12 protein-coding genes are annotated in these 13,070 nt (G+C 53.5%); 9 read left to right on the forward strand and 3 right to left on the reverse strand.

Annotation, left to right across the window (positions count from 1 at the left end; all coding sequences use genetic code 11):
* Positions 1-32 precede the first annotated feature (32 nt).
* Both gcvH and gcvP read left to right on the forward strand, forming a co-directional pair.
* Positions 33-428 (forward strand): glycine cleavage system protein GcvH, encoded by a 396-nt coding sequence (gene gcvH, locus U868_RS0107790; protein WP_025152813.1) that lies wholly within the window; start codon positions 33-35, stop codon positions 426-428.
* 84 nt (positions 429-512) lie between these two features.
* Positions 513-3,389, forward strand: a complete 2,877-nt coding sequence (gcvP, locus tag U868_RS0107795) for an aminomethyl-transferring glycine dehydrogenase (RefSeq protein ID WP_025152814.1) — start codon at positions 513-515, stop codon at positions 3,387-3,389.
* Positions 3,390-3,456: 67 nt separating this feature from the next.
* Here gcvP and U868_RS0107800 read toward each other — a convergent pair whose 3' ends face one another.
* Positions 3,457-4,062 carry an HD domain-containing protein gene (locus tag U868_RS0107800; protein ID WP_025152815.1) on the reverse strand — a complete coding sequence of 202 codons (606 nt, stop codon included), beginning with the start codon at positions 4,060-4,062 and terminating at the stop codon, positions 3,457-3,459.
* A 78-nt stretch (positions 4,063-4,140) separates the two neighbouring features.
* Complete coding sequence (ygfZ, locus tag U868_RS0107805) at positions 4,141-5,124, reverse strand: tRNA-modifying protein YgfZ (RefSeq protein WP_025152816.1); 984 nt, start codon at positions 5,122-5,124, stop codon at positions 4,141-4,143.
* Between the two features lie 277 nt (positions 5,125-5,401).
* Here ygfZ and sdhE point away from each other — a divergent pair, with 277 nt between their 5' ends.
* Complete coding sequence (gene sdhE / locus U868_RS0107810; RefSeq protein WP_004240904.1) at positions 5,402-5,689, forward strand: FAD assembly factor SdhE; 288 nt, start codon at positions 5,402-5,404, stop codon at positions 5,687-5,689.
* Between the two features lie 148 nt (positions 5,690-5,837).
* Entirely contained in the window at positions 5,838-6,245 is a 408-nt protein-coding gene (locus U868_RS0107815; RefSeq protein WP_025152817.1) for a protein YgfX, read from the forward strand.
* A 5-nt stretch (positions 6,246-6,250) separates the two neighbouring features.
* Here U868_RS0107815 and fldB read toward each other — a convergent pair whose 3' ends face one another.
* Entirely contained in the window at positions 6,251-6,769 is a 519-nt protein-coding gene (gene fldB / locus U868_RS0107820) for a flavodoxin FldB (RefSeq protein ID WP_025152818.1), read from the reverse strand.
* A 133-nt stretch (positions 6,770-6,902) separates the two neighbouring features.
* On the opposite strand from fldB, the gene xerD reads away from it, so the two are divergent.
* The 5 genes from xerD (at position 6,903) to lysS (ending at position 13,008) form a co-directional block, all read left to right on the forward strand.
* Positions 6,903-7,817 (forward strand): site-specific tyrosine recombinase XerD, encoded by a 915-nt coding sequence (xerD, locus tag U868_RS0107825; RefSeq protein ID WP_025152819.1) that lies wholly within the window; start codon positions 6,903-6,905, stop codon positions 7,815-7,817.
* Positions 7,818-7,829: 12 nt separating this feature from the next.
* The gene (gene dsbC / locus U868_RS0107830; RefSeq protein ID WP_025152820.1) at positions 7,830-8,522 is read left to right on the forward strand and encodes a bifunctional protein-disulfide isomerase/oxidoreductase DsbC; all 693 of its coding nucleotides are present in this window, start codon (positions 7,830-7,832) and stop codon (positions 8,520-8,522) included.
* A gap of 22 nt (positions 8,523-8,544) precedes the next feature.
* The gene (gene recJ / locus U868_RS0107835; RefSeq protein WP_025152821.1) at positions 8,545-10,278 is read left to right on the forward strand and encodes a single-stranded-DNA-specific exonuclease RecJ; all 1,734 of its coding nucleotides are present in this window, start codon (positions 8,545-8,547) and stop codon (positions 10,276-10,278) included.
* A 104-nt stretch (positions 10,279-10,382) separates the two neighbouring features.
* Positions 10,383-11,481, forward strand: a protein-coding gene (prfB, locus tag U868_RS0107840) for a peptide chain release factor 2 (RefSeq protein ID WP_096862115.1) whose coding sequence is annotated in 2 segments (ribosomal slippage) — positions 10,383-10,457 and positions 10,459-11,481 — 1,098 coding nt in all. Because the reading frame shifts where the segments join, the coding sequence is not laid out codon by codon here.
* Positions 11,482-11,490: 9 nt separating this feature from the next.
* Positions 11,491-13,008 carry a lysine--tRNA ligase gene (gene lysS, locus U868_RS0107845; protein WP_025152822.1) on the forward strand — a complete coding sequence of 506 codons (1,518 nt, stop codon included), beginning with the start codon at positions 11,491-11,493 and terminating at the stop codon, positions 13,006-13,008.
* Positions 13,009-13,070 lie beyond the last annotated feature (62 nt).

Consider the following 13,070-nt stretch of genomic DNA (forward strand, 5'->3'; position numbering starts at 1 on the left):
TTTGAGAAACCCGATAACAGGAGCCGTTGGCGATGAGTAATATACCTGAGAATCTGAAATATACAGAAGATCACGAGTGGGTTCGCCATGAGAGTGGTGATGAGTATGTGGCAGGGATCACTGATTACGCGCAGGAATTGCTGGGCGATGTGGTTTTTGTTGAATTACCGGAAGTGGGTGATGAAATCACGTTTGGTGAGGCATTCGGTACCGTTGAGTCGGTAAAAGCGGCATCTGACCTGTATGCGCCGGTGACCGGCACCGTTATCGCCGTGAACGAAGCACTGGAAGACAGCCCGGAACTGGTCAACAGCGAGCCGTATGAAGGCGGCTGGATGATCCGCATTAAAATCGCGGATCCGGATGAGTTTGCCGGTCTGATGGACGCAGCCAAATACGCAGAACTGCAGGCTGAAGAACAAGACTGACGGATTGCGGAACCCTGTTTGTGAGCAAACAGGGTTTTTTTTCGGGTTTTTATTGAATCAGACAATGTCAGGAACCGGAGAACAATGACTCAAACGTTAACTCAGCTTGAAAATCGCGGCGAATTTATCCGCCGTCATATCGGCGCATCCCCTGAACAGCAGCTGCATATGCTGAAAACAGTCGGTGCGGCGTCACTCGAAGATCTCACCCGTCATATTGTCCCGGACGATATTCAGCTGGATATCCCGCCTGCGGTCGGTGAAGGGGCAACAGAACAGGATGCGCTGGCAGAACTGAAAACCATTGCCGGGCTGAATCAGCAATTTACCTCTTACATTGGTCAGGGCTATGCACCGACCATTCTGCCGCCGGTAATTTTACGCAATCTGCTGGAAAATCCGGGCTGGTATACCGCGTATACGCCGTATCAGCCGGAAATCTCCCAGGGTCGCCTGGAAGCACTGCTGAATTTCCAGCAGGTGACTATCGACCTGACCGGTCTGGAGCTGGCATCTGCTTCACTGCTGGATGAAGCGACCGCAGCAGCGGAAGCGATGGCGATGGCAAAACGTGTCAGTAAAAAGAAAAATGCCAGCCGCTTTTTTATTGCGGATGACGTGCATCCGCAAACCCTGGATGTGATCCGCACCCGCGCTGAATATTTCGGTTTTGAACTGATTATCGATAGTGCGGAAAAAGCCCTTGATTACGATGATGTGTTTGGTGTGCTGTTGCAGCAGACCGGTACCGGCGGGCAGATCCATGATTACCGTGACTTACTGGCACAGTTACATCAGCGTCAGGTGATCACCAGTGTGGCAGCCGATATTATGGCGCTGGTCCTGCTGGAAGCACCGGGTAAACAGGGTGCGGATATCGTCTTCGGCTCAGCCCAGCGTTTTGGTGTGCCGATGGGTTACGGCGGCCCGCATGCTGCCTTTTTTGCCTGCCGTGATGCTTACAAACGCGCCATGCCGGGCCGTCTTATCGGGGTATCTATTGATGCCGCCGGTAACCGCGCACTGCGCCTGGCGCTGCAAACCCGCGAACAGCATATCCGCCGTGAAAAAGCGAACTCCAATATCTGTACTTCTCAGGTTCTGCTGGCAAATATCGCCGGGATGTATGCGGTCTACCACGGGCCGGAAGGTCTGAAACGGATTGCCGGTCGCATTCATCGTCTGACCGATATTCTGGCGAAAGCGCTGACAAATGCGGGTCTGCGTCTGCGCAATACCACCTGGTTTGATACCCTGACGATTGAAGTGCAGGACAAAGCTGCCGTTCTGGCCCGTGCCAAAGCGGCGCGCATTAACCTGCGTACCGATCTGCCGGGTGCCGTTGCGGTCACCCTGAGCGAAACCACGCAGCGTGAATGTCTGGAAACTCTGTACGCCGTACTGACCGGACAGGAAGCTCAGTGGGATATTGATGCGCTGGATGCACAGGTTGCCGCTTCTTCTGAATCCATTCCTGCCGCGCTGCGCCGCGAAGGGGAGATTCTGAAGCACCCGAACTTCCGCAGCTACCACAGCGAAACGGATATGATGCGCTACCTGCACAGCCTGGCCCGCAAAGACCTGGCGCTGGATCAGGCGATGATCCCGCTCGGCTCCTGCACCATGAAACTGAATGCGGCAGCGGAGATGATCCCGATCACCTGGCCGGAATTCGGTAATATGCACCCATTCTGCCCGCCGGAGCAGGCTCAGGGCTATCATGTGATGATAGAACAGCTCTCCCGCTGGCTGGTGCTGCTGACCGGTTATGACGCCATGTGTATGCAGCCGAACTCCGGCGCACAGGGCGAATATGCCGGGCTGGTGACTATCCGCCGCTATCAGGAAAGCAAAGGCGAAGGGCACCGCACTATCTGTCTGATCCCGCAGTCTGCTCACGGTACGAACCCGGCCTCAGCCAATATGGCGGGGATGGAGGTCGTGGTGGTGGCCTGTGATGAAGACGGTAATATTGACCTGGCGGATTTACGGGCGAAAGCAGAACAGCACAGTGAAAATCTGTCCTGTGTGATGATCACCTATCCGTCCACCCACGGGGTGTATGAAGAAGGTGTGCGGGAAGTCTGTGATATCATTCATGAATTCGGCGGCCAGGTGTATCTGGACGGCGCGAACATGAACGCCCAGGTTGGTGTGACCACACCGGGCTTTATCGGCGCGGATGTTTCTCACCTTAATCTGCACAAAACCTTCAGTATTCCGCACGGCGGCGGCGGACCGGGCATGGGGCCGATTGGTGTGAAAAAACACCTCGCACCGTTTGTGCCGGGGCACACTATTGTCACTTCTGAGCTGCTGACCTCTCAGGGCGCGGTATCCGCCGCACCGTTCGGCAGTGCCTCCATTCTGCCGATCAGCTGGATGTATATCCGCATGATGGGTGCGCAGGGGCTGCGTCAGGCCAGTCAGGTAGCGATCCTGAATGCCAACTATATCGCAGCACGGCTGAAATCCGCTTACGATGTGCTTTATACCGGCCGTAACGGCTATGTGGCACATGAATGTATTCTGGATATCCGTCCGCTGAAAGCGAAGTTTGGTATCACCGAGATGGATATTGCCAAGCGTCTGATTGACTACGGCTTCCATGCACCGACCATGTCGTTCCCGGTTGCCGGCACACTGATGGTCGAGCCGACAGAATCCGAAAGTCAGACGGAGCTGGATCGCTTTATTGATGCCATGCTGGGTATACGTGCGGAAATGGAGCGGGTCGGCAGCGGTGAATGGACAGCGGAAGATAACCCGCTGGTAAATGCCCCGCATATCCAGACTGAACTGGCAGCGGAGTGGTCACACCCGTACAGCCGTGAAGTGGCGGTATTCCCGACTCAGGCCACCCGCGACAACAAATACTGGCCGACGGTTAAACGGCTGGATGATGTTTACGGCGACCGTCACCTTCAGTGCTCCTGTGCACCGGTGAGTGATTACGAGTAACCGGTAAACGATAAACGATAAACGATAAAGAAAAGGCCGGTTGTGGTAACACAACCGGCCTTTTTTATCAGTGCAGCCAGCCTTTCTCTTTCGCGGTATCCAGTTCGGCGCGTAACCACGTCCAGAATGCCGGATGCACATCGGCGATAAATTTCGTGCGGTCAATCACCTGTTCCAGTGAAATATTGTTTTCCACCCAGCTCTGACCCTTATTGTGCAGATTCATCAGCACCGGCATCACGCGGTCGATCATATTGGCGATACGTGCCTCGCGGGTTTCTGCAGCGTCATACTCATTCCACAGCGTCTGAAACTCATCCGCCTGCGGCTGCGGCAGCAGACCGAAAATCCGTTTTGCGGCAGCCACTTCTTTTTCCGCAATCGCTTCACGGGCAGCCAGATCAAAGACCAGCACGTCTCCGGCATCAATTTCCACTACATCATGCAGCAGTGCCATTTTCAGGATGCGCAGCATATCCGCATCTTCAACATACGGCGCAAACGCCATTGCCGTCATGGCAAAATGCCAGCTGTGTTCAGCGGAGTTTTCCTGACGTTCATTGTTCAGCAGACGGGTTTTACGGTAAACGCTTTTGAGCTTATCCAGCTCCATCACAAAGGTGATTAACTGAGAAAAAGGAATGACTTCCTGTGCGGGAACAGCTGATGACATAACAACCTCAATACGGATTTATACAAAATATCCCCGGCGCAGAGGCAGGGTATCTCTGCGCCCGGGTATGACGGGAAATCAGGCTTCTTCAGTAAAGGAGTACGGCAGCGGGAAAAGGCTCAGGCGGCTTTCTTCATCTTCACGGATACGGAAGACAGCCTCTTCTTCCGTATCATTGTTCATGACAATCTGCACCAGCACGCGATCATCACTCAGGCGGACTGCCGCGAGGATAGTCCCGGTGCGGCGCCAGTTTTCACCTAACTGACGCTCAGCGGCATCACCAGCGACCGGCACATGGCGGCTGTGGCCGATAAGTGTGAACATAGCGCGTTTGTTGGCACCGCGGAATTTGGCGCGGGCCACCATTTCCTGCCCGGTATAGCAGCCTTTCTTAAAGCAGATACCCCGGGGAAGGGATTGCAGGTTTGTTGCCTGCGGCAGAAATTCACTGACGGTTGCCGCATCAATCACGGCGTAACCGGCTTCAATATCCAGCGCCGTCCACTGAGTGTCAGACGCATCCGGCAGAGAAAGGGCATCAGATAACACACCGGCCTGCTCAGCGGTTTGGATCAGAATAAAACGCCCCTGCGGCAGCGGCAGGTACAGCAGTGTGGTGTCATTGCTGCTGACAACCTGAGTGTCCGCATCCGGAACGGCGCTGAAATGCGCCTGTAAGGCGTCTGCCGCTCCGTGACCGGCGATCCCGGTCAGGACAGCACTCTCATCAGCGGCAATCGTCACTTTGGAAAATACCGCGTATTTTTTCAGTTCCGCGAGCTGGGTATCCAGCGCACTGCGGCGGATAAGATAGGCATAACCGTCTTTATAATGAAACAGACGCAGATCACTCCACATCTTTCCTTTGGCATCACAATGGGCACACAGCACATGCTGATCATCAGCCATAGCGTCGATATCAGCGGTGACCTGTCCCTGAAGATACTTCTGACTGTCCGGGCCGGTGATAGTCACCAGCGCCAGATCGCTGAGAGAAACACGTGTCAGGGGGAGAGAATCACTCAGTTGCGGGCGTAATGCGGTTGTTTCTGTGTTCATGATGTTTTACCTGTCCGGAGAGCTGTGCAATGTATGGTAAAAGAGATAACAGACATTGCAAGAGAATATTATTGACCCATTGTGTGATGCGGCGCATGCGGAGTGACAATGAAATCCTCAGCCGCGGATTTCATTTATTTTTCCGCTTGTGCCGCATTTTTCTCCGGCATGTGCGGCAGACGATTTTCTTTATTGTCAGGGCTTGGTAGGCTACGCTGATATCATCAGTTATGTTTACCGGTCTGATAAACCGCTTCTTATTAAAAAGGATATACCGGTGTTAGATATTGAAAATAAAGCCCGCATCCACTGGGCCTGCCGTCGCGGCATGCGGGAGCTGGATATTGCGATTATGCCGTTCTTTCAGCATGAATATGACACGCTGACCGATGCTCAGAAACAGGACTTTGTGCAGCTGCTGAACTGCCCGGATCCGGATCTGTTTAACTGGCTGATGAATAAAGGCCGTCCGGATGATGAAGCGCTGTATCAGATCATCCGCCTGATTCAGGAACGTAATCAGGCACGGATGGCAGCACAGAACGCAGCGTATTATCCGGACTGACCGGCAGAGAAAGTCATAACCGGTCACAGTTATTTCATAGGAAACCGGGAAGGAATGCCGTATATTTTCCGGCTGACGGATACGGGATAACCGGGTTCTCAGCCGGACAGCGTGTGCTGTCATTGTGTCAGGATACAGGGGGCAGGCCGTGGTTTTGTGGAAATCAGTATTACGTGTCTCATTTAAGACTCAGGTCTTCTCAACACTGATTTATGGTGCGCTGGCGCTGAGTGTGTTATTTGCGCCCTGGCCCGGCAGAACCTCATTTATCTGGCTGCCGCTCACATTGCTGCTGATCGCAGGCTGGGGGCGGACACAACATAAAATCAGCAAACGCACCGGTCACGCCAGTCTGCAGAATCAGAACCGGATTTTATGGCGCAAAAGCGAGTGGGAAATCACCAGACCGCCGTATATCACCCGGCTGGGTATCCGCCTGCATCTGCGCTCACTGACTTCCGGGCGGCAGAAATACCTGTGGATAGCCTCTGACAGTGTCCCGAAAGAGGCATGGAACAGCCTTAATCAGCTGCTTTTACAGTACCCGGATATCTGATCCGTCTACAGCAGTTCCTGCACTTCCTCAAGTACCTGCATGCACCATGCGGCGATACGCTCTTCGCTCTCGTCATACTGGTTAACATCATCAAGTGCCAGGCCGACAAAGTGTTTGCCGTCCGGGGTCAGGGCTTTCGGGCTGGTGAAGGTATAACCGTCCACCGGCCAGTAACCGGCAAATTTCACCCCGGATGATTGCAGTTGCTGATGCAGATAACCCAGTGCGTCCAGGAACCAGTCACTGTAATCCACCTGATCACCCATGCCGTACATGGCGATAATTTTTCCCGATAAATCAAGCTGCGGCAACTGATCCCACACCGCCAGCCAGTCTTCCTGGATTTCACCGAAATCCCAGGTCGGAATACCGAGGATCAGCACCGGGTAGCTTTCCATCAGTTGCAGATCTGTCTCTTTCACATCATGGAGTTCAACGAGATCATCACCTAAAATATCACGGATTTTTTCAGCTGCCATTTCGGTATAGCAGGTGCTGGAACCATAAAAAAGACCAATTTTCATCTGTTTATTCTGCTGTGTATCGGGTAAAAAATGAAAGCTCACCACCTCTGTGCGCTGCTTTCATCACAGGATTACGGTATTGTAACAGAAGATAAGTTAATTCTGACACGGGAATTCAAACGGGAGGTCAGCGGTGAAGGACGCCGTACAACACAGCGAAAGTGATGCACTGACAGAGCAGTTTCTTGATACTATCTGGCTGGAACAGAATTTATCGGAAAACACCCTGGCATCCTACCGACTGGATTTACAGGCACTGGCGGACTGGCTGGCACCGCAGGATCTGGACTGGTTATCACTGACCACCCTTGATTTGCAGGCATTTCTGGCAGACAGGCTGGATCGCGGTTACAAAGCCACCAGTTCGGCGCGGATGCTCAGTTCGCTGCGCCGGTTTTTCCAGTATTGCTACCGTGAAAAACTGCGGACGGATGATCCGACCATTCAGCTGTCAGCACCCAAACTGCCCGCCCGGCTGCCGAAAGATTTAAGTGAAAGCCAGGTGGATGACCTGCTGGCGGCTCCGGATGTGACCGACCCGCTTGAACTGCGCGATAAAGCCATGCTGGAAGTGCTTTATGCCTGCGGATTGCGCGTGACAGAACTGGTGTCACTGTCGCTGCCGGATATCAGTCTGCGCCAGGGCGTGATCCGCGTGATAGGTAAAGGTAATAAAGAGCGCCTGGTGCCGATGGGGGAAGAAGCGGTGTACTGGCTGGAGGTCTATCTGGCACAGGCCAGGCCGTCACTGCTGAACGGGCAGGCCGCAGATGTGCTGTTTCCGAGCAAACTCGGGCGGCAGATGACACGGCAGACATTCTGGCACCGTATCAAACATTATGCGGTGGTGGCGGGAATTGCGACAGAAAAACTCTCGCCCCATGTGCTGCGCCATGCCTTTGCCACGCACCTGCTCAATCACGGGGCGGATCTGCGGGTGGTGCAGATGCTGCTGGGGCACAGTGATTTATCCACCACACAAATTTATACCCATGTCGCGACGGAGCGGTTACGTACGCTGCACCAGCAGCACCATCCGCGCGGCTGATAAGGAAACAGTATGCTGAAAATTGTATCATCCGCACTGGCACTTCTGCTGGTGCTCAGCCACGGCGTGGTCGCCGGGGAAAGCGAAATCAAAGCGGCACTGGGCAAAATGGATATGACCGCCACCATGATCCGCCCGTCACCGGTGCCGGGGGTCTCGGCGGTTGCCACACCGCAGGGGGTTTTTTATATCAGCGATGACGGCCGTTATCTGCTGCAGGGGCCGATGTTTGATATGAGCGGTAAAACCCCGAAAAATATCACCAATAATGTGCTGCTGGATGAGCTGAACAGTCTGGAAAATGAGATGATCATTTATAAATCTCAGCGCGGAAGCCACGTTATTACGGTCTTTACGGATATCACCTGTCCGTACTGCCTGAAATTACATAATGAAAATAAGGTGCTGAATGATAAAGGTATTACGGTCCGTTATCTGGCGTTTCCGCGCAAAGGGCCGGAGTCTGCGGTCGGGCGGGACATGCAGTCTGTCTGGTGTAACGGCTTCAAAACCAAAGCGCTGGATAATGCATTCCGTAATGAGCCGATCCCGCAGATAGACAGCTGTAACATTGATATCAGTAAACACTATAATCTCGGCCTGAAATTCGGCATCACCGGTACCCCGGCGATTGTCCTTGAGGACGGAACGCTGATTGCCGGTTACTTATCTGCAGATAAAATTGCTGAATTAGTAAATAAATAATTAATAGTATAATCAGGTTGTTATGATAAAAACAGAACTCCGCCGCCGTGATGCGGCGGATTACACCGCACTGCTTTCCCCCGATCGCCCCGAACTGCTATGCCGCCTGTATGCCGCCAGAGGGATCACCTCTGCGGAGCAACTGGAACGCAGCGCACGCGGACTGCTTAATTACGGTCAGCTCAATGGTATCGATCAGGCTGTCGCATTACTGAAAGAGGCACTGCATCAGAATCAGCGGATTGTGATTGTCGGCGATTTTGATGCTGACGGCGCAACCAGCACCGCACTGTCGGTTCGTGCACTGCGACGGATGGGATTCCGGCAGGTGGATTTTCTTGTCCCCAACCGTTTTGAGGACGGTTACGGGCTCAGCGCGCAGGTGACAGAGCAGGCCCGCCGCAAAGGGGCGGAGCTGATTATGACCGTGGACAACGGTATTTCCTCCCATGACGGTGTGGCCGCTGCGCATGCTGCCGGGATCCGCGTGATTGTGACTGACCACCATCTGCCGGGGGAGATCCTGCCGCCGGCGGAAGCAATTATTAACCCGAATCTGGCAGACTGCGGATTTCTTTCCAAATCCCTGGCCGGTGTCGGGGTGACGTTTTATCTGATGTCCGCACTGCGGGCATCACTGCGGGCGGATGACTGGTTCGCGCAACAGAATATTGCTGAGCCGAACCTGGCTGAAATGCTGGATCTGGTCGCACTGGGTACGGTGGCGGATGTGGTACCGCTTGATCAGAACAACCGGATCCTGGTGCATCAGGGGCTGAACCGCATCCGTGCCGGACGCTGCTGTGCCGGGATCACCGCACTGCTGGAAATCTCCAAACGACAGGCATCCGGGCTGGTGGCGAGTGACCTCGGTTTTGCCCTCGGGCCGCGTCTGAATGCGGCGGGCAGACTGGATGATATGTCAGTCGGTGTTGAACTGCTGCTGACCGATGATATGGCGAAAGCCCGCATGCTGGCGCATGAACTGGACGGCCTGAATCAGACACGGCGCGAAATCGAGCAGGGGATGCAGCAGGAAGCCCTGACGCTGTTCAGCAAAATTGAGCACAGCACCACGGAAATGCCGTCAGGGATTGCCCTGTATCACCCGGAATGGCATCAGGGCGTGGTCGGTATTCTCGCCTCACGCATCAAAGAGCGTTATCACCGACCGGTGATTGCCTTTGCCCCCTGCGGCGATGGTCTGCTGAAAGGCTCCGGACGCTCGGTAAGCGGCCTGCATCTGCGGGATGTGCTCGAGCGGCTCGATACGCTCAATCCGGGAATGATGGCGGCATTCGGCGGGCATGCCATGGCGGCCGGGCTTTCTCTGCCGGAATCCTGTTTTCCTGATTTTCAGCATAAATTTGCCGCGCTGGTGGATGATATGATCGACCCCGGCCTGCTGCACGGGGTCATCTGGAGCGACGGGGTGCTGCTGCCGCAGGATATGACACTGGAAACCGCCGGACTGCTGCGCGAAGGCGGGCCGTGGGGACAGGGTTTTCCGGAGCCGTTGTTTGACGGTACATTCCGTCTGCTGCAACAGCGCATCGTCGGTGAAAAACACCTGAAAGTGATGATCGAACCGGAAGGCGGCGGTCCGCTGCTCGATGGTATCGCCTTTAACGTGGATGTAAATTACTGGCCGGACAACAGTGTGCAGCGGGTTCGCCTCGCCTACAAACTGGATGTGAATGAGTTCCGCGGGCAGCGCAGTGTGCAGTTACTGATAGAACATATCTGGCCGGATTAATTTTAGTCCGAAAGGGGGTTGCAGTGCTGTCATGATGAGCGGATTTTCGTTACAATATACAGTTCTCACATTATTACCTGACAATCAACAAAAGATAAAAAGACATGTTTGAAATTAACCCGGTAAAAAATCAGATCCAGGATTTGACTGAGCGTACTTCGGTGCTTCGGGGGTATCTTTGACTACGATGCCAAGAAAGAGCGCTTAGAAGAAGTTAACGCCGAGCTGGAACAGCCTGACGTCTGGAACGAACCTGAACGTGCTCAGGCACTCGGTAAGGAACGCGCCTCTCTGGAAGCCATCGTGGAAACCATCGATGATCTTGACCAGGGGCTTGAGGATGTCAGCGGTCTGCTGGAACTCGCCGTCGAAGCCGATGACGAAGAGACCTTTAACGAAGCGGTTGAAGAGCTGAAGGGACTGGAAGACAAACTCGGTCAGCTGGAATTCCGCCGGATGTTCTCCGGTGAATATGACAGCGCTGACTGCTACCTTGATCTCCAGGCCGGTTCCGGTGGTACAGAAGCTCAGGACTGGGCAAGCATGCTGCTGCGTATGTATCTGCGCTGGGCGGAAAGCCGCGGCTTTAAAACCGAAATTATTGAAGAATCTGACGGCGACGTGGCGGGTCTGAAATCGGCAACGGTTAAGATCATGGGTGAATATGCCTACGGCTGGCTGCGCACAGAAACCGGCGTTCACCGCCTGGTGCGCAAGAGCCCGTTTGACTCCGGCGGCCGCCGCCATACCTCGTTCAGTTCCGCGTTTATCTATCCGGAAGTGGATGATGACATTGATATCGAAATCAATCCGGCGGATATCCGTATTGACGTTTACCGCGCCTCCGGTGCCGGTGGTCAGCACGTCAACAAAACGGAATCTGCGGTACGTCTTACCCATATTCCGACCGGGATCGTCACTCAGTGCCAGAATGACCGCTCGCAGCATAAGAATAAAGATCAGGCTTTCCGTCAGATGAAAGCAAAACTTTATGAATATGAAATGCAGAAGAAAAACGCCGATAAACAAGAAATGGAAGATAACAAATCCGACATCGGCTGGGGCAGTCAGATCCGTTCTTATGTGCTTGATGATTCCCGGATTAAAGATCTCCGTACCGGTGTGGAAACCCGTAATACGCAGGCTGTATTAGACGGTGATCTGGATAAATTTATTGAGGCCAGCTTAAAAGCGGGTTTATAAGGATTAAAAATGTCACAAGACCAACACAGTGCTGAGCAGGCACCTGATTTAAATAACGAATTAAAAACACGCCGTGAAAAACTGGCACTGCTGCGTGAAAAAGAAGCCGTTGCATTCCCGAATGATTTCCGCCGTGACGCGGTATCCGGTGAGCTGCATGAGAAGTATGGCGAAAAAAGCGCGGAAGAGCTGGAAGCCCTGAATATCGAAGTGGCGATTGCCGGCCGTATGATGACCCGCCGTATCATGGGGAAAGCCTCTTTCGCCACCTTACAGGACACCGCAGGCCGTATTCAGATTTACGTTTCCCGTGATGATCTGGCGGAAGGTGTGTACAACGAATCCTTTAAAAAATGGGATCTGGGCGATATCCTCGCGGCACGCGGTAAGTTATTTAAAACCAAAACCGGTGAGCTGACTGTCCACTGTACTGAAGTCCGTCTGCTGACCAAAGCACTGCGTCCGTTACCGGATAAATTCCACGGTCTGAGTGACCAGGAAACCCGCTACCGCCAGCGTTATCTGGATCTTATCGCCAACGATGAATCCCGTAACACCTTTGCGGTGCGTTCACGTATCCTGGCTGAAATCCGCAAGTTCATGGTGAACAAAGGATTTATGGAAGTGGAAACGCCGATGATGCAGGTGATCCCGGGCGGGGCGAGTGCGCGTCCGTTTGTTACCCATCATAATGCGCTGGATATTGATATGTATCTGCGTATTGCGCCGGAACTGTATCTGAAGCGTCTGGTGGTCGGTGGTTTTGAGCGTGTGTTTGAAATCAACCGTAACTTCCGTAACGAAGGGGTTTCTCCGCGTCACAACCCGGAATTCACCATGATGGAACTTTATATGGCGTATGCCGATTATAAAGATCTGATTGCGCTGACCGAAGAGTTGTTCCGTACTATTGCGCAGGATGTGCTGGGTAACCCGGTTGTGAAATACGGTGACCAGGAATTCGATTTCGGCAAACCGTTTGCCAAACTCACCATGAAAGAAGCTATCTGCAAATACCGTCCGGAAACCAATATGGCGGATCTGGATGATATGGATAAAGCAGTTGCTATCGCGAAATCCCTGAATATCAAAATTGAGAAATCATGGGGTCTGGGCCGCGTACAGTGTGAAATCTTCGAGGAAGTGGCAGAAAGCCATCTGATCCAGCCGACATTCATCATTGAATATCCGGCAGAAGTGTCTCCGCTGGCACGCCGTAATGACGACAATCCGTTTATTACTGACCGCTTTGAATTCTTTATCGGCGGCCGTGAAATCGGTAACGGTTTCTCTGAGCTGAACGATGCGGAAGATCAGGCAGAACGTTTTGCCGAGCAGGTCCGCCAGAAAGATGCCGGTGACGACGAAGCGATGTTCTATGACGAAGACTATGTTGTCGCGCTGGAACACGGTCTGCCGCCGACAGCGGGTCTGGGTATCGGGATCGACCGTATGGTTATGCTGTTTACTGACAGCCACACCATCCGTGACGTCATCCTGTTCCCTGCAATGCGTCCGGGAAAATAATTGCTGCAGTAAATGAATACGGAGCCTCACAAATTTGTGAGGCTTTTTTTTCACTATCCTCT

This window comes from Morganella morganii H1r, from assembly GCF_000633515.1.
GTDB classification, from domain to species: Bacteria; Pseudomonadota; Gammaproteobacteria; order Enterobacterales; family Enterobacteriaceae; genus Morganella; species Morganella morganii_B.